Annotated in this window: 21 protein-coding genes; 3 read left to right on the top strand and 18 right to left on the bottom strand. The window is 73.8% G+C overall.

Translation table 11 applies throughout. The features are described 5' to 3' along the window. Position 1: 1 nt before the first annotated feature. From ACFV9Q_RS24865 to ACFV9Q_RS24785, 17 genes are all read right to left on the bottom strand, one after another. Positions 2–1015 carry an ABC transporter substrate-binding protein gene (locus ACFV9Q_RS24865; protein ID WP_377236633.1) on the bottom strand — a complete coding sequence of 338 codons (1014 nt, stop codon included), beginning with the start codon at positions 1013–1015 and terminating at the stop codon, positions 2–4. Positions 1016–1080: 65 nt separating this feature from the next. Continuing rightward, on the bottom strand, positions 1081–1845 hold the full coding sequence (locus ACFV9Q_RS24860; protein ID WP_377236632.1) for an amino acid ABC transporter ATP-binding protein: 765 nt from the start codon (positions 1843–1845) through the stop codon (positions 1081–1083). Next, positions 1842–2966 carry an amino acid ABC transporter permease gene (locus ACFV9Q_RS24855; protein ID WP_377236631.1) on the bottom strand — a complete coding sequence of 375 codons (1125 nt, stop codon included), beginning with the start codon at positions 2964–2966 and terminating at the stop codon, positions 1842–1844. Before ACFV9Q_RS24855 ends, ACFV9Q_RS24860 begins: the two co-directional genes overlap by 4 nt. Beyond that, positions 2963–3556, bottom strand: a complete 594-nt coding sequence (locus tag ACFV9Q_RS24850) for a GNAT family N-acetyltransferase (protein ID WP_377228511.1) — start codon at positions 3554–3556, stop codon at positions 2963–2965. Before ACFV9Q_RS24850 ends, ACFV9Q_RS24855 begins: the two co-directional genes overlap by 4 nt. After that, on the bottom strand, positions 3553–4467 hold the full coding sequence (locus ACFV9Q_RS24845; protein ID WP_377236630.1) for a DUF1684 domain-containing protein: 915 nt from the start codon (positions 4465–4467) through the stop codon (positions 3553–3555). The genes ACFV9Q_RS24850 and ACFV9Q_RS24845 overlap by 4 nt, the downstream gene beginning before the upstream one ends. Beyond that, positions 4464–6287 carry a dipeptide ABC transporter ATP-binding protein gene (locus ACFV9Q_RS24840; protein ID WP_377236629.1) on the bottom strand — a complete coding sequence of 608 codons (1824 nt, stop codon included), beginning with the start codon at positions 6285–6287 and terminating at the stop codon, positions 4464–4466. Before ACFV9Q_RS24840 ends, ACFV9Q_RS24845 begins: the two co-directional genes overlap by 4 nt. Then, positions 6284–7132: an ABC transporter permease gene (locus ACFV9Q_RS24835; protein WP_377236628.1), complete on the bottom strand. Its 849-nt coding sequence runs from the start codon at positions 7130–7132 to the stop codon at positions 6284–6286. Before ACFV9Q_RS24835 ends, ACFV9Q_RS24840 begins: the two co-directional genes overlap by 4 nt. Continuing rightward, positions 7129–8094: an ABC transporter permease gene (locus ACFV9Q_RS24830; RefSeq protein WP_377236627.1), complete on the bottom strand. Its 966-nt coding sequence runs from the start codon at positions 8092–8094 to the stop codon at positions 7129–7131. Before ACFV9Q_RS24830 ends, ACFV9Q_RS24835 begins: the two co-directional genes overlap by 4 nt. Beyond that, entirely contained in the window at positions 8094–9737 is a 1644-nt protein-coding gene (locus tag ACFV9Q_RS24825) for an ABC transporter substrate-binding protein (RefSeq protein WP_377236626.1), read from the bottom strand. Before ACFV9Q_RS24825 ends, ACFV9Q_RS24830 begins: the two co-directional genes overlap by 1 nt. 485 nt (positions 9738–10222) lie before the next feature. Further along, positions 10223–11233 carry a uridine diphosphate-N-acetylglucosamine-binding protein YvcK gene (gene yvcK / locus ACFV9Q_RS24820; protein ID WP_377228517.1) on the bottom strand — a complete coding sequence of 337 codons (1011 nt, stop codon included), beginning with the start codon at positions 11231–11233 and terminating at the stop codon, positions 10223–10225. Continuing rightward, on the bottom strand, positions 11230–12168 hold the full coding sequence (gene rapZ, locus ACFV9Q_RS24815) for an RNase adapter RapZ (protein ID WP_377228518.1): 939 nt from the start codon (positions 12166–12168) through the stop codon (positions 11230–11232). Before rapZ ends, yvcK begins: the two co-directional genes overlap by 4 nt. A 19-nt stretch (positions 12169–12187) precedes the next feature. Continuing rightward, complete coding sequence (gene uvrC, locus ACFV9Q_RS24810) at positions 12188–14179, bottom strand: excinuclease ABC subunit UvrC (protein WP_377236625.1); 1992 nt, start codon at positions 14177–14179, stop codon at positions 12188–12190. Positions 14180–14263: 84 nt separating this feature from the next. Then, positions 14264–14749 (bottom strand): OsmC family protein, encoded by a 486-nt coding sequence (locus tag ACFV9Q_RS24805; RefSeq protein WP_377236624.1) that lies wholly within the window; start codon positions 14747–14749, stop codon positions 14264–14266. A gap of 94 nt (positions 14750–14843) precedes the next feature. Beyond that, positions 14844–15143, bottom strand: coding sequence for a hypothetical protein (locus ACFV9Q_RS24800; RefSeq protein ID WP_377236623.1), 300 nt, complete (start codon positions 15141–15143; stop codon positions 14844–14846). 29 nt (positions 15144–15172) lie between these two features. Continuing rightward, complete coding sequence (locus ACFV9Q_RS24795) at positions 15173–16273, bottom strand: C2 family cysteine protease (RefSeq protein ID WP_377236622.1); 1101 nt, start codon at positions 16271–16273, stop codon at positions 15173–15175. Positions 16274–16458: 185 nt separating this feature from the next. Next, complete coding sequence (gene uvrA, locus ACFV9Q_RS24790; protein ID WP_377236621.1) at positions 16459–19422, bottom strand: excinuclease ABC subunit UvrA; 2964 nt, start codon at positions 19420–19422, stop codon at positions 16459–16461. Positions 19423–19503: 81 nt separating this feature from the next. Next, positions 19504–22299, bottom strand: coding sequence for a tetratricopeptide repeat protein (locus tag ACFV9Q_RS24785; protein WP_377236620.1), 2796 nt, complete (start codon positions 22297–22299; stop codon positions 19504–19506). A gap of 204 nt (positions 22300–22503) precedes the next feature. Here ACFV9Q_RS24785 and ACFV9Q_RS24780 point away from each other — a divergent pair, with 204 nt between their 5' ends. Then, positions 22504–22740, top strand: coding sequence for a hypothetical protein (locus ACFV9Q_RS24780; protein WP_020014780.1), 237 nt, complete (start codon positions 22504–22506; stop codon positions 22738–22740). A gap of 72 nt (positions 22741–22812) precedes the next feature. Here ACFV9Q_RS24780 and sthA read toward each other — a convergent pair whose 3' ends face one another. Beyond that, complete coding sequence (sthA, locus tag ACFV9Q_RS24775; RefSeq protein WP_377236619.1) at positions 22813–24231, bottom strand: Si-specific NAD(P)(+) transhydrogenase; 1419 nt, start codon at positions 24229–24231, stop codon at positions 22813–22815. Positions 24232–24319: 88 nt separating this feature from the next. On the opposite strand from sthA, the gene ACFV9Q_RS24770 reads away from it, so the two are divergent. Further along, entirely contained in the window at positions 24320–24601 is a 282-nt protein-coding gene (locus ACFV9Q_RS24770; RefSeq protein ID WP_377228526.1) for a YciI family protein, read from the top strand. A gap of 137 nt (positions 24602–24738) precedes the next feature. After that, complete coding sequence (locus ACFV9Q_RS24765) at positions 24739–25608, top strand: hypothetical protein (protein WP_377236618.1); 870 nt, start codon at positions 24739–24741, stop codon at positions 25606–25608. Positions 25609–25699: the final 91 nt, after the last annotated feature.

Here is a 25699-nt window from a genome sequence, read left to right as displayed (position 1 = left end):
CTCACTCCTCGGTCTTGGGCAGGCCGGGCGGGTTGGTCTCGGCGCGGTCCACGGCCTCGACCTCGAGGCCCCAGCGCTCCAGCACCTGCTGGTAGGACCCGTCCTCGATGGCGTGGTTGAGGGCGGCGGTGACCGCCTCGGCGGCGCCGGCGCCCTTCTTGGTGGCGACGGCGATCTGCGCCGTGTCGGGCCAGCCGCCGTTCAGGGTGCCGACCACCTTGAAGTCCTCCGGGGAGACCGCGGCCTGGTAGGCGAGCACGGCGTTGGGGCCCACGTAGGCCTCGACGCGGCCCGACTGGAGGGCGAGCAGCACGTCGGAGAGCTGCTCGTAGTACTCGGGGCCCTGGATGGGCTCCAGCCCGTCCTCCTGGTTGAGGCGGTCCCACTCGAGCAGGATCTTCTCCTGGTTGGTCCCGGAGCCGACGCCGACGACCTTGCCCGCGATGTCCTCGCGCTTCTCGATCGTCAGGTCGGAGTCGGCGGCGGTGAGCCAGCCGAGCTCGTCGACGCGGTAGCTGGAGAAGTCGATCGTCTCCTTGCGCTCCTCGGTCACGGTGATGTTGGAGATGACGGCGTCGACGTCGCCCGACTGGAGGGCGAGCGGCCAGTCGGCCCAGGCCTTCACCTCCAGGTTCACGTCCTTGCCGAGGGCGTCGGCGACGAGCTGGGCGATGTCGGTCTCGTGGCCGATCGGCGTCTTGTCGTCGTCGGCCAGGAAGACCAGGGGCGGGGAGCCGCTGGCGCTGACGGCGACGGTGATCTCGTCCTTGTCGGCCCACTCGTCGGGCAGCAGCGCGACGGCCTCGGCGGACTCGGTGGTGCGGACGCGCTCCTGGTCGGGGCTGGTGCTGACCTGCAGGCCGGCCGACTCGGGCGCGTTCCCGGCGAGGCCGGCGGCGTCGTCCGCCTCCGGGCGCTCGGTGCTGGCGGCCGAGCAGGCGGCGGTGAGGGCGAGCAGCGGTACGGCGGCGAGGGCGAGCAGACGGGTGCGGACGGCTCGTCGGGAGACGGTCACGATGGTTCCTCTCGGGGCAGTTCTCGGGGCTGGGGCTGGGACAGGGGTCGGGACGGGGCGCGGCGTCACAGGACCTTCTCCAGGAAGGCCTTGGTGCGGTCGCTGGTGGGGTTGTCGAGCACGTCGGCGGGCGGCCCCTGCTCGACCACGACGCCCTCGTCCATGAAGACGACGGTGTCCGCGATCTCGCGGGCGAAGCCCACCTCGTGGGTGACGACGACGAGCGTGGTGCCGGTGCCGGCGAGCTCCTTGATGACGCCGAGCACCTCGCCGACGAGCTCGGGGTCCAGGGCCGACGTCGGCTCGTCGAAGAGCACGACCGCCGGCCGCAGGGCCAGGGCGCGGGCGATGGCGACGCGCTGCTGCTGGCCGCCGGAGAGCTGCCGGGGCCGGGCGTCGGCCCGGTCGGCGAGCCCGACGCGGGCCAGCAGCTCGCGCGCCTCCGCCTCGGCCTCGGCGCGCGGGCGGCCCTGCGCGTAGATCGGCGCCTCGACGATGTTCTCCAGCACGGTGAGGTGTGGGAACAGGTTGAAGTTCTGGAACACGAACCCGATCCGGGTGCGCCGGCGCAGGATCTCGCGCTCGGTGAGCTCCCGGAGGGTGTTGCCGTGCCGGGCGTAGCCGATGAGCTCGCCGTCCAGGGACACGAACCCGCGGTCCACCTTCTCCAGGTGGTTGATGGCACGCAGCAGGGTCGACTTGCCCGACCCGGACGGGCCGATGATCGCGGTCACCTCGCCCGGCCGGACGGTCAGGTCCACGCCCCGCAGGGCCTCCAGCAGGCCGAACGACTTGTGCACGCCCCGGATCTCCAGCAGTCCGCCGGTCATGCGGCACCTCCCTGAGGTCCCGTGCCGGTACCGGAGCCGGCGTTGGTGGTGGTGCCGGCGCGCGGGGCGACCCAGCGCCCCACCCGGACGCGCGCCGCGAAGGCGGGCGGGACGCCGTCGGGCACGGGGGCGCCGGTCAGGCGCGACCAGCCGACCTGGAGCTCCCACCGCACGCGCTGGACGGGCGTGGGCGGCAGGGTGCGCAGGGCGCCCTTCGCGTAGTGCCGCTCCACGTAGTACTGGACCACCGTGATGAGCGTGGTCAGCGCGAGGTACCAGATCGCGGCGACGATGAGCAGCGGCACCACCCGGCCGTTGCGGCCGTAGATGACGCTCACGATGTAGAACAGCTCGCCGTATGCCAGCACGTACACGATCGAGGTGCCCTTGAGCAGGCCGATCACCTCGTTCACCGCGGTGGGCACGATGGACCGCATCGCCTGCGGCAGGATGATCCGGCGCACCTGGCGGTGGCGCGGGATGCCCAGGGACGCCGCGGCCTCGTGCTGGCCCTGGTCGACGCCGAGGATGCCGGCCCGCACGATCTCCGCGCTGTACGCCGCCTGCGACAGCCCGAGGCCCAGGATCGCGGCCCAGAACTTGTCGATCAGGTCGAGCGTGTCGAAGAACAGGAACTCCGGCCCGAACGGGATGCCGAGGCTCAGCACCGGGTACAGGTAGGCGAGGTTGTACCAGAGCAGGAGCTGCAGCAGCAGCGGCACCGACCGGAACACCCACGTGTAGGCCCACGAGACGGCCTGCAGCAGCGGCGAGCGGGACAGCCGCATCAGGGCCAGCACCGTGCCGAGCGCGAAGCCCACGATCGACGCCGTCACCGTGAGCCGGATCGTGGCCCACGCCCCCTCCAGGATGGAGGGCCACGTGAGGTAGCGGGCCACGACGTCCCACTCCCAGCGGTCGTTGGTGACCAGGGAGGAGACGACCATGGCCAGCAGCACGCCCACCACGGCGGTCGCGATCCAGCGGCCCGGGTGCCGGGCCGCGACCACACGCAGGTCCTCGTCAGCGGGTCCGGCCTGCGCCGGCCCGTCCCCGCCCGGCGGCAGGCCGGGCGGCGGGTACAACAGGCGGGACTCGCCCTCGGCCAGGTCGGCGCTCATGTCGTCAGCCATTTCTCGAACGGGAGCGGGCCGAACGGCTGCTCGGTCGCAGGATCGGCGGGCGCGGGCTCGCCGGCGGCGGCCGCGGTGAGCGGCGTGTAGCCCGTCGCGCGGTAGAGCCCGGCCGCCTCCGGCTGGCGCGGGCCCGTGGTCAGGTAGAGCCGCGGGTAGCCCAGGTCGCGGGCCCGCGTCTCCAGCTCGGCCAGCACGCGCCGGGCCAGGCCCCGGCGCCGGTGCGCGTCGTGGGTCCAGATGCGCTTGAGCTCGGCCGTGGGGACGGCCGGGACGCCGTCCGCGTCCCGGGCGTCGGCGCGCGCCAGGCGCGCGGCCTCCCCCAGCTCGGGCTCCAGCCGACGGCGGAACGCGCCGCCCGCCACCGGCTCCCCGTGCTCCAGGAGCAGCACGAGGGCGCCCACGGGCGGGGCGAACTCCTCGGCGGCGTAGTGCGCCATCTCGGCCCGGTGCTGCTCCTCGGTCAGCAGGTCGTGGTAGCGGGTGCGGTACTCGACCGACAGGCCCGCCAGCAGCGGCTCGACCAGCGGGTCGGACAGGTGCACGTCGCGGACCTCCAGCCCGGCGAGCGCCGTCATCGGGGTGCCTTCTCGCCCGCGGTGACCGCGAACGGCAGGTGGTTGCCCGCCAGCGGCGCGGGGCACGTGCCGAACCGCGTGAACGCGTACGGCAGGTTCAGCGCCCGGTTCAGGTCCAGGCGCAGCGTGCCGGGGGCCGGGCCGTCGGCGGCGTCCGCCGTCGTCCCCGGGACCAGCGCCGGGACACGGACGTGCAGGACCCGCCACGGCGCGACCTCGTCGGACTCGTCGGTGAACAGCAGGGTCGGCTCCGTGGCGCTGCCGGTCAGCGCCAGGGTGGTGACCGTCCCGGCGTGGGCGACGTCCACCTCGCCGAACACCTCGACGTGGTGCACCAGGCGGGGCTGCGCGGCGCCCACGGTCACCGCGTCGGGCTCGTCGTACCAGCGCACGGGCACGTCCAGCACCCAGGCCGGGTCGTGGTCGAATGCGGGGACGCCGTCGAACCCCGCGCGGGTAGCCGCCTCCGGGTCGCGCGGCCGCACCGCGTACCGGCCGGTGCGCAGCACCACCTCGACCGCCACCTCGTGCTCGACGCCGGCCGCGCGGCCCTGGGGCAGGAACGTGCCCAGGATCCGGCTGCGGCCCTCGCCCACGACGACCGACGTCGGACCGTCGGGCTCGACGTGCTCCCCCACCAGCGTGGCCGTGTCGCCGGACGCCGGGCGGGTGTACAGCGCCCGGTCCTCGACCCACCACTCGCCCGGCAGCCCCGGCAGGCGCGCCGGCGTGGCCGTGGGCCACAGCAGCGCCGCCGGGGTCAGCCAGCCGTGGGGCGTACGCAGGTCGCGCTCGCGGGCGGACCGCCACGCGGCGTGCTCGCGCGCGGCGGCATCGGCAGTCGCGGCGGCGTCGTCGGCAGCGGCGGCGTCGGGCGAGGCCGCCGCCGGCTTGCTCAGTACCTCGGTCATGTCAGGTCCTTCCGGTCGGGGTGCTGCGCAGCGGTGCGGGCACCGGGGATCGCCGCGATCAGCTCCGCGGTGTACGGGTGGGCGGGGTGGTCGAACACACGGCCGACGGGTCCGGTCTCCACGAGCCGGCCGGCGCTCATGACCCCGACGTGGTCGGCGACCTGCCGCACCACCGCCAGGTCGTGCGAGATGAACAGGTAGGTCAGGCCCCGCTCGGCGCGCAGCCGGGCCAGCAGCTCCAGCACGCGGGCCTGCACGGAGACGTCGAGCGCGGAGGTGGGCTCGTCCAGGACGAGCAGCTCCGGGTCGAGCGCCAGCGCCCGGGCGATGGCCACCCGCTGGCGCTGCCCGCCCGACAGCTCGGCCGGCCGCCGTCCGGCCAGGTCCGGCGAGAGGTGCACCTGCTGCAGGAGCTGCGCCACGCGGTCGCGCCGCTCGGCGCGGTCGCCGATCCGGTGGGACCGCAGCGGCTCCTCCACGATCGCGGCGACCGTGAAGCGCGGGTCCAGCGACGAGTACGGGTCCTGGTGCACCAGCTGGGTGCGACGGCGGGTCGCCCGGTCGGCGCCGACGGGCGCGCCGTCCAGCTCGACCGCACCGCCGTCGGGCCGCTCCAGGCCGAGCACCAGGCGCGCCGTGGTCGACTTGCCCGACCCCGACTCCCCCACCAGCGCGAACGCGGAGCCGCGCGGGACGGCAAACGACACGTCGTCGACGGCGCGCAGCCGCTCGCGGCGGCCCAGGCGGAACTCCTTGACCAGGCCCCGGACCTCCAGCAGGGCGGACGACGGGGTCTCCGCGGCGCCGTCCTGCGTGCGGGCGCCGTCAGCGACGGTCCCGGCGACGGTGGCGGCAACGGTGGCGGAGGCCGTGCCGGCGGCCCTCCTCGGGGCCGGTCCCTCGCCCGCCTCGTCCTCGGCACCGGCGTCCGGCGCGTACGCGCTTGGCACATTATTTCTGCCAGGTACGGCCGCGACCAGCTCCCGCGTGTACGGGTGCTCGGGCGCGCCCAGCACCCGGGCGGCCGGCCCCTCCTCGACCACCACGCCGTCCTTGAGCACGACCACCCGGTCGGCCCGGTCGGCGGCCACGGCGAGGTCGTGCGTGATGAGCAGCACGGCCGTGCCGGCCCGGCCGGTGAGGTCGGCGAGCAGGTCCAGCACCCGGCGCTGCACGGTCACGTCCAGGGCCGACGTCGGCTCGTCGGCGATCACCAGCTCCGGCTCGCACGCCATGGCGATGCCGACGAGCACCCGCTGGCGCATGCCGCCCGAGAGCTGGTGCGGGTACTGCCGGGCCCGCTCGCGCGGCCGGTCCAGCCCTACCTCGGCCAGGATCTCGACGGCCCGCTCGCGGGCGGCCCGGCGCGGCGTCCCGTGCACCACGAGGGCCTCGGCGACCTGGTCCCCCACCCGCACCACGGGGTCGAGCGCGGTGCCCGGGTCCTGCGGCACGAACCCGACGCGCACGCCGCGCACCCGCCGCCACGCGTCGGGGAGCAGGCCGGTCAGCGGCGTGGACCGCGGCCCGGCGCCGAGGGTCACCTCGCCCGCGGTGACGCGGCCGCCGTCGGGCAGCAGGCCGATCAGGGCGTGCGCCGTGGTGGACTTGCCGCTCCCGGACTCGCCGACCAGCGCGACCACCTCGCCGGGCCGCACGTCCAGGTCCACGCCGTGCACCACCTCGGCCTCGCCGTAGGCGACCCGCAGGCCGCGCACGCGCAGCGGGCCGCCCGACGGCGCGGGGTCACCCGCGGCGGTCGCCGGAGCGGGGGTGCCGGTCGCAGGGGTGCCCGTGCCGGGCCGCGTCGTCAGCGTCATCGGTCCGTCCTCGTCTCGCGGGTGAGTGCCCGGCCGAGCACCCCGACGGCGAGCACGAACAGGGCGATGACCAGGCCCGGCAGCGTGGAGTACCACCAGGCGACGGCCAGGTAGTCGCGCCCCTCGGCGACCAGGGAGCCCCACTCGGGCGTGGGCGGCGTGGCGCCGTACCCGAGGAAGCTCAGGGCGGAGACCGCGAGGATCACGGCGCCGAGCTCGACGGCCGCGAGCGCCAGCACGGGTCCGGCGGCGTTGGGCAGGACGTGCCGCAGCAGGACGGCGCCCCGGCCCGCTCCGGCGAGCCGCGCGGCCTCCACGTAGGTGGCGTGCCGCACGCGCAGCACCTGGCTGCGCATGACGCGGGCGAACGTCGCGACCGAGGCGATGCCCACGGCGATCGCGACCTTGACGGTGCCGAAGCCGAGCGCGGTCACGACGGCGAGCGACAGCAGCAGGCCGGGGATGGCGAGCAGCACGTCGGTGGCGCGCATGAGGGCGTCGTCGACGGGGCCGCCGAGGAAGCCGGCGAGCAGCCCGATGCCGGACCCGGCCACCAGGGCGACGCCGATCGCGAGCAGCGCGGCGCGCACCGACAGGCTGGTGCCGTGCACGGTGCGGGAGAACAGGTCGCGGCCGAGGTGGTCGGTGCCGAACCAGTGGGCGGCGCCGGGCGCCTGGAGCTTGTCCGCGGGGACGCCGGTGATCGGGTCCTGCCCGGTGAACAGGCCGGGGACGAGCGCCCAGGCCAGGACCAGGACGACGATCGCGAGCGCCACCAGCGCGGCGGGCCGCGTGCGGAGCAGGGCGAGGGGACCCGTGCGGAGCACGGCGAGGGGCCGGGTCATCGCGCGCCTCCCCCGGTGCGGCCGTGGGCGCCGGCGAGCACCCGCGGGTCGAGCAAGGGGTGGACGAGGTCGACCAGGAGGCTGGTGAGCACGAAAACCGCGGCGGCGACGACCACGAGCCCCTGGACCACGGGGATGTCCTGCGTGGTCACGGCGTTCTCGACGAGGCGGCCGAAGCCCTGGCGGGAGAACACCGTCTCGACCACGACCGTGCCGCCCAGCAGGTTGCCGACCAGGACGCCGAGCACGGTGACGGTGGGCAGCGACCCGTTGCGCACGACGTGCGCGCCGAGCACCCGGGCCCGTCCGGAGCCCTTGGCGAACGCCGTCTCGACGTAGGGCGCGCCCCAGGCCTCGCGCAGGCCCTGGGAGAGCACCTGCGCGACGACGGCGGCGAGGCCGGTCGCGAGCGTGACCGCGGGCAGCACCAGGGAGGCGAACCCCTCGTTGCCGACCGCCGGGAAGACGAACCAGGTGAACGAGAACAGGTGGAGCAGCACGAGGCCGACCCAGAACCCGGGCACCGCGACGCCGAGCGGGGGCAGCGCGAGCAGCAGGTCGCGCAGCCACGCGGCCCGGGTCCAGGACGCGAGCAGGGCGATCCCCACCCCGGCGACCAGGGCGAGCGCGAGCGCGAGGCCGGCGAGCTTGGCCGTCTCGGGGAACGCGTCCGCGATGAGGCCGGTCACGGGGGCGCCGCTGCTGATGGACGAGCCGAGGTCGCCCGTCAGGGTGCGGCCGAGCAGCGTGAGGTACTGCTGGAGCGGGCCCTGGTCGAACCCGTAGCGCTCGCGCAGCTCGGCGACCCGCGCCGGGTCCACGCGCTCGCCCCCGGCGCCCTGGTCGAGCATGATCGCGACCGGGTCGCTGGGCAGCAGGTACAGGATCAGGTAGGAGAGCGTGAACGCCGCCCACAGGACCGCGACGGCGCCGCCGAGGCGGCGCAGCACGTAGGCGACCATCACTCCTGCTCGATCCAGGCGTCGTGGAACAGCAGGCGGGAGGAGGCGTCGAAGGTGACCCCGTGCACGTCGCCGCGCACCCCGATCGACTGGGACAGCTCGAACAGCGGGACCGCGAGGCCCTCGTCGAGGAGCGCCTCCTGCGCCTCGGCCGCGATCGCGTCGCGGGCGGCCGGGTCGGCCTCGCCGAGCTGCTCGTCGAGCAGCGGGTCCACGACGTCGTCGGGCTCGCGCAGGCTGAGGTTGCGCTGCGCGGTGGAGAACTGGGTGCGCAGGATGTCGGCGTCGGCCCGGGTGACGTTGTAGTAGTAGAAGTCGTAGTCGCCGGAGTCCTGGGCGACGGTCTGCTCGGGGGCCGTGAGCTGGCGGAGCGTGAGGTCGACGCCGACGGCGCGCAGCTGCTGGGCCACCAGCTCCAGCACCGGCCCGCTGCCGGTGAACACCGGGGTGTAGGTCACCTCGATCTCCAGCGGCTCGCCGTCCTTCTCGCGGATGCCGTCCGGGCCGGGGGCCCACCCGGCGTCGTCGAGGATGCGGCCGGCCTCCTCCGGGTCGAAGGCGAGCCGGTCGGACAGGTCGGCGTAGCCCGGCGTGGTGGACGCGAGGATGCCCGTGGCCGGCTCGAACGCGTCGGACAGCACCGTGTCGACCAGCTCCTGGCGGTCGATCGCCAGCAGGAGCGCGCGGCGCACCTCGACGTCGTCCAGGGGCGCGCGGGTCAGGTTGGGCTGGAGCACGAACGGCACGCCCGGGTTGGCGCGGGTCAGCACCGCGCCGCCCGAGCCCTCGACCTGCGGCACGTCCTGCGGCAGCACGTCGCCGACGGCGTCGAACTGGTCGGACGCGAGCCCGCCGGCCCGCACCCCGGACTCCGGGACCACGGAGAACTCGACGCGCTCCAGGTAGGCGTCGCCGTCGTGCTCGGCCGACGCGGGCGCCCAGTCGTAGCCCTCGCGGCGCGTGATCACGGCGCCCTGGTCCTGCGTGTAGCTGTCCAGGACGAACGGCCCCGAGCCGACGACGTCGCCCTGCAGGCGCTCGGCGGGGTCCACCGCCGCCGTCTCCTCGGCCAGGATCGCGAGCGACACCGTCGAGGTGGCCTGCAGGAACTGCGCGTTCGGCGCGTCGAAGACGACGGTCGCGGTCTGCTCGTCGGGCGTCTCGGTCTGCTCGTAGCCCGCGAGGTAGCTCGCCGCGAGCGGCGCGCTCGCCCCGAGGTCGCCCGCGACGGCGTCGAAGCTGGCCTTGACGTCGGCGGAGTCCAGCGCGCTGCCGTCGGAGAACGTCACGCCGTCGCGCAGGTGGAACGTGAACCGGGTCAGGTCGTCGCTGACGTCCCAGCTCTCCGCGAGCCACGGCTGGATCTCGCCGGTCTCGGGGTCCTGGTCCGTGAGCGAGTCGGCGAGCTGCCGCGCCACGTAGATGCTGACGTTCGAGCCGACCTGCTGCGGGTCCACGCCCTGCGGCGCGGCCCCGAGCGCGAACCGGAGCGTGCCGCCCGGCGTCGGCTCGGCGGGCGCGCCGCCCGCGGCGGTGTCGGGTCCGGCGCAGCCGGTCAGGGCGAGCGCGGCGGCCAGGGCCGTGGCGACGGCCGGGGCGGCGGCTGCTGTGGGCGACGTACGGCGGGGATGGTTCGGGACCATGGGGGGGTGTCCTCTCGGGGCACGGCGAGGCGGACCTGCGTGAGGGTGCACGAAGGTCCGTCACCGGGAGTGACGCGGGGGCAGGGTGGGGGTTACGACGGGTGGCGGGCGACGCGAGGTGACGGAGCGCGGGATGTCGGCCCCGGGGCGGGGCGACGACGGACGGCCGCGACGGGCCGGTCAGCAGGGGGGCGCTGCTAGGTCTTACCTGGGTGCGGTCAGCGGCCGGCGGGACAACACTGGCGGGCACGACACAGGGAGCGGGCGTGCGCGATCTGCACCGTGCCGTTCATCGCTCGTGCCATGCCGGTCTCCCTCCGATTCGAATTCCCTATCGGATTGATCGGAATTCGGTATGCGGGAAGTTACGGCCGTCCGCAGGGCATGTCAACGGTGTCCACGAAGGGTCTCGCATCGCGGACGGCGGGCGTGCGCCCCGCACGTCGTCGTGCGGGCGATCGCGCGCCGGGGCTGGTCAGGCCCGGTCAGACGTCGCCGTAGACGCCCTCGAACACGTCCCGGTACGCGGCCGCCAGGCGCAGGCCGTCGTGCCGGGCGGTGTCGTCGCCGCGGCGCACCTGCCGCATGATCACGCGCGCGCCCATCGACGCGGCCGCGGCCTCCAGGGCCGCGACGTCCTCAACGGCGGACGGGTCGGCCAGCACGGCGTCGATCCGCAGGCCGGGCGCGTGCTTGTGCAGGGCCTCCAGGTGGTCGACGGCGGTCAGGCCCGCCGTCTCGCCGTTCTCCGCGGACAGGTTGAGCGTGACGCACCGGCGCGCCTTGGTGACGTGCAGGGCGTCCGCGAGGGCGGGCACCAGCAGGTGGACCAGCACGGACGAGTACCAGGACCCGGGGCCGAGCACCACCCAGTCGGCGTCGAGCACTGCCTGGACGGCCTCCGGGGACGCCGGCGGGTCCGCGGGCAGCAGCCGGAGCTGCTCGATCCGGCCCTCGGTCACGGCGACCTTGCTCTGCCCGATCACGGTCTCCAGGGGTGCCTCCGGCTCGCCGGGCGCCGCGGTGTGCCGCACGTCGGCCTCGACCACGAGCGGCACCGACGCCATCGGCAGCACCCGCCCGCGGGCGCCGAGCAGGCGGCCCACCCAGTCCAGCCCCTCGACCGGGTCGCCGAGCAGCTCCCACAGCGCCACGATGAGCAGGTTGCCCATGGCGTGGTTGTCCAGCTCGCCCGACGACGAGAACCGGTGCTGCAGCATCGCGCTCCACGTGCGGCCCCACTCGGAGTCGTCGCACAGGGCCGCGAGCGCCATCCGCAGGTCACCGGGAGGCAGCACGTCGAGCTCGTCGCGCAGCCGGCCGGACGAGCCGCCGTCGTCGGCCACCGTCACGACGGCGGTGAGGCGGTCCGACATGAGCCGCAGCGCGGACAGGCTGGCGGACAGACCGTGGCCGCCGCCGAGGGCGACGACCGACGGGTTCTTGCTCCACTCCGGGGCGGGGACGTCGGGCACCCCCGGCGCGTGCGGGATCATTCGCGGCCCAGATCACGCGCCGAGACGGAGACGAGCTGCCCGCGGGCGCGCAGGCGCTCCGCGATGGCGTCGGACATGGCGACGGACCGGTGCTTTCCGCCCGTGCATCCCACGGCGATGGTCACGTAACGCTTCTCCTCGTTGAGGTAGCCGGCGAGCACCGGTGCCAGAGCGTCGACGTAGCGGTCCGCGAACTCGACGGCGCCCGGGCGGGCGAGCACGTAGTCGCGTACCGGCTGGTCACGCCCCGTCAGGTGCCGCAGCTCGGTGATCCAGTACGGGTTGGCCAGGAACCGTACGTCCACCACGTGGTCCGCGTCCAGGGGGATGCCGTACTTGAACCCGAAGGAGATCACGTTGATGCGCAGCTGCTCGGTCGCGTCGTGCGCGAGCCAGGCGCGGATCTCCCGGGCGAGGTCGTGCACGGACAGGTCGGAGGTGTCGATCCGCAGGTCGGCGCGCTCGGCCAGCGTCGCGACGACGGAGCGCTCCTCGGCGATGCCGTCCAGGATCCGGCCGTCGCCCTGCAGCGGGTGCGGGCGGCGCACCTGCTCGAAGCGGCGCACCAGCACCTCGTCGCTCGCGTCCAGGAACAGGATGCGGTAGGCGACCTTGGCCTCCGTCATGTGCACGAGCACCTTGTCCAGCTCCGAGAAGAACTGGCGGCCGCGCACGTCCACGACGACGGCGACGCGCTCGATGCTGGACCCCTTGGCCATGAGGTCGACCAGGGGCACCAGCATCATGGGCGGCAGGTTGTCGACCACGTACCAGTCGAGGTCCTCCAGCACGGCGGCGGCCCGGGAGCGGCCGGCGCCGGACATCCCGGTGATCACCAGGACCTGCGGGTCGCTGCGCTCGGGGGTGTGCGTGGCGGCCTCGACCGCGGCGATTCCCTCGGGGGCCGTGGTGGGGGACGGCTCGGTGTTGCTCATGGCACCAAGCATGCCAGCGTCAGGCCTTCAGGGCGGCAACGACGGCCGCGGCCGTCGTGGTCCCCATGCCCCGCACGCTGGCGATCTCCTCGACGCTCGCCGCCCTGAGCCGCTTGACCGACCCGAAGTGGGTGAGCAGCACCTTCTTGCGGGCCGGCCCGAGCCCCGGGACGTCGTCGAGCACGGAGGCCGTCATGCCCTTGCTGCGCCGGCGGCGGTGCTGCGTGATCGCGAACCGGTGCGCCTCGTCGCGGACGCGCTGCAGCAGGTACAGGCCCTCGCTGGAGCGCTGCAGGATGACCGGGTACTCCTCGCCGGGCAGCCACACCTCCTCCAGCCGCTTGGCCAGGCCGCACAGCGCGACGTCGGTGATGCCGAGCTCCTCCAGCGCCTTCTTGGCGGCGGCGACCTGCGGCGGCCCGCCGTCGACCACCACGAGGCTCGGCGGGTAGGCGAACCGGGCCTTCTCCTCCGGGGCGTCCGCGGCGACCTCGCCGCCGGGCAGCGCCCCGGGCAGGGCGCCGGCCGGGTCGTCGGCGTCGCGGTCCTCCCCCGCGGAGATCTCGACGTCGTTGGCCTTGAGCCGGTCGTTGAGGTAACGCTTGAACCGGCGCGTGATGACCTCGTGCATGGCCTGCGTGTCGTCGCGGGCGCCGTCGCCGTCCGACCCGCGGATGCTGAACGAGCGGTACTCGCTCTTGCGGGGCAGCCCGTCCTCGAAGACCACCATGGACGCGGACTGGTAGGTGCCCTGGGTGTGCGAGATGTCGTAGCACTCGATGCGCAGGGGCGCCGACTCCAGGTCGAGCGCCTCCTGGATCTCGCGCAGCGCCTGGCTGCGGGTCGTGAGGTCGCCCGCGCGGCGGGTGCGGTGCAGCACCAGCGCGTGCTCGGCGTTCTTGCGGACGGTCTCCGCGAGCTCCTTCTTGTCGCCGCGCTGCGGCACCCGCACGTCCACGCGCGAGCCGCGCAGGCCGGTGAGCCAGGCGCCCACCTGGTCCAGGTCGGGCGGCAGCACCGGGACGAGCACCTCGCGGGGCACGGCGTCGCGGGCCTCGGGGCCGCTCAGGTCCTGGTCGGACCCGTACACCTGCTGCAGCAGGTGCTCCACGAGCTCGCCGTCGCTGATGTCCTCGACCTTCTCGACCACCCAGCCGCGCTGGCCGCGGATGCGGCCGCCCCGGACGTGGAAGACCTGGACGGCGGCCTCCAGCTCGTCGCCCACCAGCGCGAACACGTCGGCGTCCGTGGCGTCGCCCAGCACCACCGCGTTCTTCTCGGTGGCGCGGCGCAGCGCCTCGATGTCGTCGCGCAGACGGGCGGCCTGCTCGTACTCCATCTCGGCGGCGGCCTCCTGCATGCGCTTGGTCAGCCGGCGCTCGAACTTGGCGGTGTCGCCCGCCATGAAGTCGCAGAAGTCCAGGACCAGCGCGCGGTGGTCGTCCACGCTGATGCGGCCCACGCACGGCGCCGAGCACTTGTCGATGTACCCGAGCAGGCAGGGGCGGCCCGACTGGCCCGCCCGCTTGTAGACGCCCGCGGAGCAGGTGCGGATCGGGAACACCCGCAGCAGCAGGTCGAGGGTCTCCCGGATGGCCCAGGCGTGCCCGTACGGCCCGAAGTACCGGGTGCCCTTGCGCTTGGCCCCGCGCATGACCTGCGCGCGCGGCACCTCCTCGCCGAGGGTCACCGCGAGGTACGGGTACGACTTGTCGTCGCGGTACTTCACGTTGAACCGCGGGTCGTACTGCTGGATCCAGGTGAACTCCAGGGCGAGCGCCTCGACCTCGGTGCCCACCACCGTCCACTCGACCGACGCCGCGGTGGTCACCATCCGCTGCGTGCGCTCGTGCAGGTGCGCCACGTCCTGGAAGTAGTTCGCCAGGCGCTGGCGCAGGTTCTTCGCCTTGCCCACGTAGATGACCCGGCCGTGCTCGTCGCGGAACCGGTAGACACCGGGCGACGTCGGGATCTCTCCCGCCTTGGGTCGATAGGTTGCTGGATCCGCCATGGCACCAACCTATGCGCTGCCACTGACAACGCGGGACGACGACGCGGGCCGGCACCGCGGATGGCGCGGCCTGCGCCGCCGGGGTCAGGCCGGGACGGCTAGCGGCACCGGCGCGACGTGCACCGGGAAGTTGACCGAGCGCGAGATGAAGCACATCGCGTGCGCCTTGTGGTGCAGCGCGGCCACGTGCTCGTCCGTGGCGAGCTCGCCCGCGTCCGCCACCACCCGCGGGTGCAGCGTCACGTCCGTGAAGGCACCCTCGCCCCGCGACTCGACGCGCATGGTGCCCGTCGCCGCGTCCGAGTACTCGCGCACGACCAGGCCCGACTCCGCCGCCAGGTGCAGGAACCACAGCATGTGGCACTGGCTCAGGCTGACGACGAACAGCTCCTCGGGGTTGTACCGGCCCGGGTCGCCCCGGAACGCCGGGTCCGCCGAGCCCAGCAGGGGCGGCTTGTGGGCCAGGTCGATCTCGTGGTCGCGCGAGTACGCGGTGTACGACGACGTACCCGTGTCCCCCGCGCCCGTCCACCGCACCGTCACGGCGTAGTCATGCGTGGCTCCGCTCATGCTGCTCACCCTAGCGGGGCGGGGTGACGAGGGCCACGCCTCGCAGGCGGCTGCTCGGGCCGGGCGCGCGGGCCTGTCAAGCCATGCGGGCCGGTCAGGCCGCCGGGACCTGGCGCACCGTGACCGCGCTCTGCTCCTTCGGCGTGCGCCCGCCCTCGACCCCGACGAGCTCCAGCGCGCCCTCGCCGAACAGGTCCACGCGGTCGCCGACCACGGCGTCCACCGTGGCCCGCCGCCCGTCGTCGGAACGCACCAGGAGGCGCGCCGTCGGCACGCCGTCGCGCGGCCCGGCGACCATGACACCCACGCGCGTGGCGCCGAACCGCGCCTGCGCGCTCTGCCTCACCCGGACCACGGGACCCGCGCCCGGGCCCGTTCCCGTGTCGTCGGCCACGGCAGCCCCTCTCCCTCGTTCGACGGCGGTCACTTCATCGACCCGCCGTAGGTCACGGAGTCGAAGTTGTCATAGAACTCGTCCGCCGACATGGTGATGGTCCCCGGCTTGGTGTTCCCGTCCGAGCCCGTACCGCCGTTCGGGCCCCACGGGTTGACCAGCGTGATCGTCTTGCCGTCCGCCGAGACGCCGTCCACCACGTACACGTGGTTGTTGACGACCTCCTTGTCCGGCGGCGGGTCGCCGAACCAGCCACCGCCGTCCGGGCTGGCGGCCACGACGGGCTCGCCGTTGCCCAGCCGGTCGCGGATCGACTCCAGGCTGGGCGGGTCGTCCCACGGCAGGACGGGATCGAGCGACTCGCTGGACGTGTCCTTGCCCGTCATCATCTCCAGGGCCTTGGACGCGCTGTCGTACTCGATGTCGTCGTACTGGCCGCCCAGGTGCTGGACGGCGGCCTTCTCGTAGATGGAGATCCACGACGGGTCGCCGCTCGGGTCGCCGGCCGCGTTCTCGTACACCTGCGAGTCCACGGTGACCTGCACCGGCTCGCCGTCCTCGTAGAACGTCACCGTGTAGGTGCCGTCGTCGTTGCGCTTGATGTGCTCGCGGATCCACTCCGGGTCCCGCTCGGCGATGGCGCCCGCCGAGGCGAGGAACCAGCAGTCCGCGAGGCTGCCCTGCTCGATCTGGCTCGCGTCGATCGCCTTGTCGTCGAGCGGCACGTTGCCGGCGTCCTCCAGCTTGCCGAGGTCGCCCGCCGCCTTGTCCTTGTCGCCCTGGCCGCCGGACGAGCTCTGGTCCGTTCCCTCCGGGCCGCGGCCGGGACCCGGGCCGGTGACGCCGCCGACGGCGCCGTCGTACGTCTCGCTCGTCCGCTCCTGGGCGTCCGCGTTCGCGATGACGCGGCGGCCCACCTCCGCGAGGCCCAGCGCGACCGCGCGCAGGGCCCCGGAGTGCGTCACGTGCCACTCCTCGAGGAAGCCCTCGTGGTCGGGACCGGACCACGCCGTCTCGGAGACCGCCTGCGTGATCTGGCCGACAGCGGTCTCGAGCACGTCGCTCTGCTGGACCATCGTGTTTCCGAGGGTCCGGAGCGCGCTGATGTCCGCACCGTACATCTCCGACATATCAGGCAACCTCCTCGTCGAGATCACTGTAGAGCACTGCCGCCCGGCGACGCCAGGACGCATGCCCCGGGCAACGCTCCCCGGCAGGCGCGCGACACGCACCTCCGCAGCACGCCGGAGGGCCGGGCCGGACCCCGCGCAGGGGTTCGGTCCGGCCCTCCGGTGCGGGGCCGGCCCCGGCCGCGTCAGCCCGCGACGGCGGCCTTGCGCCGGGACCGGCTGGCCGCGGTCCCGTTCGCCTTGGCGCCCGTCGCCTTGGCCTTGGCGGGCTTGGGCGCCCCGTTGGTCGCCGCGGCGTCCACGGGCGCGTGGCCGTCGAGGATCTCGGCGAGGTACGTCCCGGTGTGGCTCTCCGGGACCTCGGCCACGACCTCTGGCGTGCCCTGCGCCACGACCATGCCGCCGCCGCTGCCGCCCTCCGGACCCATGTCGATGACCCAGTCGGCGCTCTTGATGACGTCCAGGTTGTGCTCGATCACGATGACCGTGTTGCCCTTGTCCGCCAGCGACTGCAGCACGCCGAGCAGCCGGCGCACGTCCTCGAAGTGCAGGCCCGTGGTCGGCTCGTCCAGCACGTAGGCCGAGCGGCCCGACGAGCGCTTCTGCAGCTCCGCCGCCAGCTTGACGCGCTGCGCCTCGCCGCCCGACAGCGTGGGGGCGGGCTGCCCGAGCCGCACGTACCCGAGGCCGACGTCGACCAGCGTGGACAGGTGCCGCGAGATCGCCGGGAACGCCTTGAAGAACTCCGCGGCCTCCTCGATCGGCATGTCGAGCACGTCGGCGACCGTCTTGCCCTTGAAGTGCACCTCGAGGGTCTCGCGGTTGTACCGGGCGCCGTGGCAGACCTCGCACGGCACGTAGACGTCCGGCAGGAAGTTCATCTCGATCTTGATGGTGCCGTCGCCCGCGCACGCCTCGCAGCGCCCACCCTTGACGTTGAACGAGAAGCGGCCCGGCCCGTAACCGCGGACCTTGGCCTCCTCGGTCTCCGCGAAGATCTTGCGGATCCGGTCCCACACGCCCGTGTAGGTGGCGGGGTTGGACCGCGGCGTGCGGCCGATCGGCCCCTGGTCCACGTGGACCACCTTGTCGAGCTGGTCCAGGCCCGTCACGCGCCTGTGCCGGCCGGCCACCCGGCGGGCGCCGTTGAGCTGGTTGGCCATGACCGTGTAGAGGATCGAGTTCACGAGCGTCGACTTGCCCGACCCCGAGACACCCGACACCACGGTCAGCACCCCGAGCGGGAAGGACACGTCGACGTCGCGCAGGTTGTTCTCGTGCGCGCCCACCACCGTGACCTGCCGGTCGGCGTCGACGGGCCGGCGCTGCGCCGGGAGCGGGATCGACCGCCGCCCGGCGAGGTACGCGCCCGTGAGCGAGTCCTGCTGCTCCAGCAGCCCGGCGTAGTCGCCCGAGTGGATGACGACGCCGCCGTGCTCGCCAGCGCCCGGGCCGATGTCGACGATCCAGTCGGCCGCGCGGATCGTGTCCTCGTCGTGCTCGACGACGATCAGCGTGTTGCCCAGGTCCCGCAGCCGGGTGAGCGTGTCGATGAGCCGGCGGTTGTCCCGCTGGTGCAGGCCGATCGACGGCTCGTCCAGCACGTACAGCACGCCGACCAGGCCGGAGCCGATCTGGGTCGCGAGCCGGATGCGCTGCGCCTCGCCGCCCGACAGCGTGCCCGCGGGCCGCTCCAGCGTCAGGTAGTGCAGCCCGACGTCGAGCAGGAAGCCCAGGCGGGCGTGGATCTCCTTGAGGACCTCCGTCGCGATCTGCGCCTCGCGGACGCCGAGCTCGATGCCCTTGAGGAACTCGGCGGCCTCCCCGACGGGCAGGCGGCAGACGTCGGCGATGGACAGGCCGTCCACCTTGACCGCGAGCACCTCGGGCTTGAGCCGGGCGCCGCCGCAGGTCGGGCACGGGACCTCACGCATGTAGGCCTCGTACTTCTCCTTCGACCAGTCCGAGTCGGTCTCGCGGTGGCGCCGCTCCAGGAAGGTCACCGCACCCTCGAAGCCGGTCGAGTACTGCCGCTCGCGGCCCCACCGGTTCTTGTACTTGACGTGCACCTTGTGGTCGCGACCGTGCAGGATCGCCTCCCGCGCCCGGGCCGGCAGGGCGCGCCACGGCACGTCCATGGAGAACTTCATCTCCTCGGCCAGCGCGGAGAGCACCCGCTCGAAGTACTCCGACGACGTCTGCGCCCACGGGGCGACGGCGCCGCCGCGCAGGGTCTGCTCGTCGTCCGGCACGATGAGGTCCGGGTCGACCTCCAGGCGGAAGCCGATGCCGGTGCACTCGGGGCACGCGCCGTAGGGCGCGTTGAACGAGAAGGTCCGCGGCTCGATCTCGTCGAGCGCGAGGGGGTGCTCGTTGGGGCAGGCCCGCTTCTCGGAGAACTTGCGCGTCCGCGTGATGTCGTCGATGTCGGCATCGACCAGCTCGATCATCACGAGGCCGTTCGCCAGGGCGAGCGCGGTCTCCACCGAGTCGGTGAGCCGGCGCTGCACGCCGTCGCGCGCCACGAGCCGGTCCACGACCACCTCGATGTCGTGCTTCAGCTTCTTCTCGAGCGTGGGCGGGTCGGTCAGCTGGACCACCTCGCCGTCGACCCGGGCGCGGGAGAAGCCCTTGGCCTGCAGCTCCTTGAACAGGTCCGCGTACTCGCCCTTGCGGCCGCGCACGACGGGCGCCAGCACCTGGTACCGGGTGTTCTCCGGCAGCTCCAGGATCTGGTCCACGATCTGCTGCGGCGTCTGCGACTGCACCTTCTCACCGCACACCGGGCAGAACTGCGTGCCCGCACGCGCGTAGAGCAGGCGCAGGTAGTCGTACACCTCGGTGATGGTGCCGACGGTGGACCGCGGGTTGCGGTTGGTGGACTTCTGGTCGATCGACACCGCGGGCGACAGACCCTCGATGAAGTCGACGTCGGGCTTGTCCATCTGGCCCAGGAACTGCCGCGCGTAGGCGGACAGGGACTCGACGTACCGGCGCTGACCCTCGGCGAAGATCGTGTCGAACGCGAGCGACGACTTGCCCGAGCCGGAGAGCCCCGTGAAGACGATGAGCCGGTCCCTGGGGAGGTCCAGATCGACGTTCTTGAGGTTGTGCTCACGGGCACCGGAGACGACGAGACGATTGCTCACAGAGGCATCCTAGGGCGGACCACTGACATTCGCACGGGTGTTCTACGAATCGGGCTGGGAGACTCGTCACACCCGCACGGTTCAGCGGATCGCGCGCCCGTCGACGGCGCCGGACCGGCGCACGCGAGCCTGCAGGTCCAGCGCCCGCAGGAGGTCCTGCTCGTGGGCGTAGGAGCCGTCGACGAGCCGGCGGCGGACGTTCACGACCTCCTGCGCGTACTCGGCCGCCGTGTCGGACCTCCCGAGGTCGACGTGCACCGCGACGAGGTTGCTCAGCGCGGCCGCCAGGCCCGGCAGGTGCACCTCGGGGCTGCGCCCGGCGAGCTCCCGGCGCAGGCGCACGGCCTCCGTCGTCGGCTCCACGCCTTCCTCGGGGCGGCCCGCGTCGAGGAGCGCCGCGCCGAGGTTGAGCAGGGCGTCGGCCAGGGGCGGCTCGAACCGGCCGGCGTCCTCCTCGGCGAGCTGCCGCAGCAGCCCCACCGCCTCCTGGGTGGGCGTCACGGCGTCGGCCGGGCGGCCGAGCTCGGCGTAGAGCACGCCCAGGTTGGAGAGCGAGTGCGCCAGGTGGTCCTCGCCGGGCTGGCCGTCCTTGGCCAGGGCCCGCCGGATCGCGACCGCCTCCCGCTCCAGCGGCAGGGCCTCCTCCGGCTCGCCGGCCCGGGAGTGCGTGACCGCGAGGTTGGACAGGGACGCCGCGAGCATCCGCCGGTACCGCGCCGGGTGCTCCCGGGCGAGCCGGCGGCGCAGCAGCACCGCCTCCCGCTCCAGCGAGATCGCCTCCTCGAGGTCCCCGAGCCGGGAGCGCACCGCCCCGAGCGACGCGAGGCTGTAGGCGAGCGTCCAGGTGTGCGCCGCCGCGTTCTCACGGACCAGCTCGCGCCGCACGGCGACGGCCTCGTCGAGCGGCTCGACCGCCTCGCGGTCCCGGCCCAGCGCGGCGTAGGTGTTGGCCAGGTTCGTCAGCGCGAACCCGAGCTCGTTGCGGTGCCGCTTCGGGGCCTGCCGGACCATCTCCCGGCTCAGCGCCACCGCCTCCCGCGCGAACGGCAGGGCCTCCTGCGGGCGGCTCTCGGTGAGCACCACCGAGCGGTTGGACAGCGCCGTGGTCAGGAACACGGACCACTGCCGCGGGTCGCGCTCCACCAGGGTCCGCAGGATCGGGAGCAGCTCGGCGAAGGCCTCGTCCTCCGCCCGGGGCGCGCCGGCGTCGTTGAGCACCACGCCCAGGCTGATCAGGACGCGGGCCAGCTCGGCCTCGCACCAGGCCCGGTCGCGCTCGGGAGCCGCCCGGCACAGCTCGACCGCCTCCTGGTGGGCGGCCAGCGACTCCCGGCTGAGCCCGGACCGCCAGCGCGCGCTGCCCAGGGCGTTGATCGCCGAGACCAGCGCGGTGCGGTACCGGTCCGGGTCGCCGGCGGCGATCTTGCGCCAGGCCTCGACCGCCGAGCCCAGCACCTCCAGCGCCTCCGTCAGCCGCGCCACGTCCCGCAGCGCGGTCCCGAGGTCGACCAGCGCCTCCACGCGGCCCACGGCGTCCTTCGCGACCGCGACGGCCCGTTCGCCCCGGTACACGTCGTCGGGCGAGGCGTCGACGACGGACCGCTGCTTGAGCAGGAACGCGGTCCGCAGCGCGCGCGGGTCGTCGCCGTAGGAGTCGGCGGCCCGGCGCAGGAGCTCGCCCGCCAGCGCGGTCGCCTCCGGCGCCTCGGACAGCTCGACCTCCAGCCGCCGGGCGACCCGCACCACCCGTAGCGCGGCCTTGCGGGACAGCCCCCACGTGCACGACCCGACCAGGGAGACCGACCGGCCGAGCCGGTCGGTGACCAGCAGGTCGCCGAGGCGGTCGGGCCCGGCGGCGCTCGGTCCGAGCTCCGCGGTGGCGGTCGGCAGCCCGAGCAGCCAGCGCGCGCCCGCGCGCGCCGGCACGCCCGGCACCACGCGGCGCAGCACGTCGCGCGCGGCCGCGGTGTCGTCGGCCCCGAGCAGGCAGGCCGCCGCGACGACGTCCTGGACCTCGTCGAGGCTCAGCTCCAGCCCGGCCTCCTGCGCCGACGCCGCCCACGAGACGGCGGCCACGTCCAGGAGGCCCCGCAACGGGTTCGGCTCGTGGGCCGGGACCGGCACGCCGGCCACGGTCAGGGCGGCGAGCGCCGCGGCCGCGTGCAGGTCGACCACGCGGGTGCCGTGGTCCGGCTCGTCCGCGGACAGGTCGCCGAGCGCGGGGGCCGCCACGCCGAGGTGCGCGGCGTACGCGGCGACCGCGGCCTCCAGCACCATGACGTCCGTCAGGTCGGGGGCGAGCGAGACGTCCAGGGCCGTCTGCGTGGCGTCGCCCGGTCCGAGCTGCGTCCACAGGGTCGAGCCCCAGCGCAGCCGGCGCAGCCACTCCCCCGCGACGCGGGCGAGCATGAGCACCCGGGTGCGGCCGCGGGCGGGGCGGGCCAGGGCGTCGAGCATCGCGCCGAGGCCGCGCCGTGCCGCCGCGTCGTCGACGACGAACAGCACGTCGCCCGCGGGACGGGCGCGGACCGTGGCGGCCTCCTTGCCGCGCGGCACCCGGACGACGGTCCAGCCGGACCCGCCCAGCCGGTCGCCGAGCTCGCCCGCGAGCCGGGTCTTGCCGAAACCGGCGGGGGCGACGACGAGGCGCAGGCTGACCGGCACGTCCGCCTCGGCCCAGGAACGGAGCTCGCCGAGCTCCCGCTCGCGGCCCAGGAACGGGACGACGGCGCGGGCCGGGTCGAGCAGCACGGCCGGCCACCGGGCGTCGTCGTGCGGGACGTACTCGGCCGCAGCCGGGAGCGGGCCGCGGCCCACCGCCGTACGGGCGGTCCGGACCGCGGCAGCCAGCCTGGTCGAGACGTCCGGGACCACCACGAGGCCCAAGTCAACCGGACGAACGTCCAACACTCAAGAGGTAGCTGACGACTCATTCACCCCGGTAACAAAGCGGGTTCCGACAGATCAGCGCTACTCCGACAATGCGGGCAAAAGTTGCATACCGCCTTCGATCGCGACATCCTTCCCTCGGCCGGGTGAGAATCCGGCCGATCCACGACCGCACGGACGAAAGGCAGGCACGTGAGCCTGAACCTGAACAAGCTCGTCGACAAGGCCTACAAGGACCAGAGCATCGCCGCGATCCTCGCGGCGCCGCCGTCGGCGCTGCTGGGCCTCACGCCCAAGCACGACGAGATGCTCGCCGAGCTCAAGATCAAGACGGTCGCGGACCTGGGCAACTGGCAGCACGCCGTGCACGCCCAGGCGCTCGTGACCCTCGCGGACGCCGAGGTGCCCGCGATCGCCGGCGACAAGTAGCACCGCCGCACCGGTCACGCACGAGGGCGCCCGTCCACCACCCGGTGGGCGGGCGCCCTCGCGCGTCAGGCCTCAGAGCCCGAACCGCTCCACGTCCCGCATCTTGTTGGTGACGTCCAGCGCCGCGACCTTGTAGGCCTCGGCGAGCGTCGGGTAGTTGAAGACCGTGTCGACCAGGTGGTCCACCGTGCCGCCCGTGGTCATGATCGCCTGGCCGATGTGGATGATCTCCGTGGCGCCCGTCCCGAACACGTGCACGCCCAGCACCTTGCGGTCCTCGGTGGAGACGAGCAGCTTGAGCATCCCGTAGGAGTCGCCCACGATCTGCCCGCGCGCGAGCTCGCGGTACCGCGCGACCCCCACCTCGTACGGCACGCCCGCGGTGGTGAGCTGGTCCTCGGTGTCCCCGCAGTAGGAGATCTCCGGGATCGTGTAGATCCCGATGGGCTGCAGCTCCAGCACGGACGAGACCGGCTCGCCGAACGCGTGGTACGCCGCCAGCCGCCCCTGCTCCTGCGAGGTCGCCGCGAGCGCCGGGAAGCCGATGACGTCGCCGACGGCGTAGATGTGCTCGACGTCGGTGCGGAACTGCTTGTCGACCTGGAGGCGGCCGCGCCTGTCCGCCTCCAGGCCGGCGGCCGCGAGGTCGAGCCCGTCGGTGGACCCCTGCCGGCCGGCGGAGTACAGGACGCAGTCGGCGGGGATCCGCTTGCCGGAGGCGAGCGTGGTGATGGTGCCGGTCTCCCCCGCGGTGACGGACTCGACCTTCTCCCCCAGCCGGAACGTCACCGACAGGTCGCGGAGCTGGAACTTGAGGGCCTCGACCACCTCGGAGTCGCAGAAGTCGAGGATCTTGTCGCGCGCCTCGACGACGGTGACCCGCGTGCCGAGCGCGGCGAAGAGGGAGGCGTACTCGATGCCGATCACGCCGGCGCCGACCACGACCATGGTGCGGGGCACCTGGCTGACGTCGAGGATGCCGTCGGAGTCGACCACGCGGACGCCGTCGAACGCGATGTTGGCGGGCCGGGCGGGCGCGGTGCCGACCGCGACGACCACCTTGTCGGCGGTCAGCCGGCGCACGACGTCGCCCTCGGCGTCGGCCACCTCGAGGTCGTGCGGGCCGGTGAACCGGGCGCTGCCGACGACGGTCTCGACGTCGTTGCGGGCGAGCTGGTTGCGCACCACCTCGATCTCCCGCCCGATGACGTGCTGCAGCCGGGCCAGCAGGTCCGGGACGGTGATGTGCTCCTTGACCCGGTAGCTGGAGCCGTAGACGTCGCGCATCTGCAGGCCCGTCAGGTACAGCACCGCCTCGCGCAGGGTCTTGGACGGGATCGTGCCGGTGTGCAGGCTCACGCCGCCGACCTGGTCGCGCCGTTCCACCACCGCCACGCGTCTGCCGAGCTTGGCCGCACCGATCGCGGCCTTCTGACCGCCGGGTCCGGAGCCGATCACGACGAGGTCGAAGTGGTTCTCACGTGCGTCCATGCTCAGAGTGTGGGGCGCGCGCGGGTGCAGGGCGAGCGTCTTCATCAAGAATTAACCGGCCGACCCGGGCGGATGGCAGGCTGCCCCCATGAGCACCTACGCCGTGAGCTACACCTACACCGACGACGTCGCGACCCGCGACGAGGTCCGCCCCGACCACCGCGCCTTCCTGCGCGCCCTCAACGCGGACGGCGTCGTGCGCGCCTCGGGCCCGGTCGACGGCGGGGTCGGCGCCCTGCTGATCCTCGAGGCGGAGTCGGCCGACGCGGCGCTGGCGATCCTGGACGAGGACCCGTTCGCGCTGCGCGGGCTGGTCGCCGAGCGCGGCGTGCGGCAGTGGGACGTGGTGATCGGCGGACTGGCCGGTTAGCCCCCGGCAAATTCACCCTATACCCATCCATACAGAGGTTTTTACTTAATAGTCACGTTTCGAGCATGGCGTGGCGCGCTTCGTGGTGCACATGATGCCTGTTCGAACACTGCTGACTAGGTTCGGGGAGGCACTGCATGACCTCTGTCGACGGTACAACGGTGGGATACGGCCAGATCGGCCCGCGCATCTGCGTGACGCCGCCCTACTACGCACTCAGCGAGCTGACGAGCCCGGAGCCCGGGCTCACCAGCGCACGGGTCCCGGTCCAGTCGCCGACGGGACGGCAGGCCACGCCGGTCAACATCGCGGAGGCCGGCCGGCACCTCGCCATCCTCGGCCTGTGCGCGGCGGCCACGACCAACCCGAGCACCAGGCGGCACTACTACCTCGCGCACCGCGGCATCGGCCGGATGTTTCCGGCCACCGACGGCGCCCTGACCGCGCTCACCGGGACCGCGAGCGCGCAGATGACGGGCCGGCACCGTGCCGAGGCCCGGACCGAGCTGCGCGACTCCCACGGCAACCTCGTGGCGCAGATGGACGTCGAGTACCTCGTCATGTCCGTACCGGTCTTCCGCCGCATGATGGGGCCGGCCAGGGCCCCTGACGCGGCGGAGCCGGCCAACCCCTACGCCCTGCCCGCCCCGCTCGTCGACGTCGCCACCGACGCCCGGAACGCGGCGGCCAAGCTGGCGGTCGAGGCGTCGATGTGCCGGGGACACTTCGACAGCTATCCGGCGCTGCCCGTGTCGGTGGCCGGCTACGCCGCGTTCGCGCTCTTCGACCACGTGCTGGAGGCGGCCGCCGGCCCCGACTCCCGCTGGCTGCCGGGGCTCTTCCGGCTGCGGGCGGACAACCTGGCGGCGGCCGGCGAGCTCTGCACGGTGGACGTCGAGCCCTCGGCCCCGGCCGAGCCCGCCGTCCACGACCAGGCCTTCACCGGGACCATCCGCTCCGGGGACCGGGAGATCTTCTCGATCGAGGTCGACTACACGGTGGTCTGACCGGCGCCGACAGCACGCAGGCCGGGGGGGGAGGACCCCCCGGGAGGCCGGCACCCTGCTCCGCTTTCCCCCTGCTCGCCGCCCCCCTCCC

This window comes from Promicromonospora sp. NPDC059942 (assembly GCF_042731755.1).
GTDB lineage: Bacteria > Actinomycetota > Actinomycetes > Actinomycetales > Cellulomonadaceae > Promicromonospora.
This window is presented reverse-complemented; position numbering and strand designations above follow the sequence as displayed.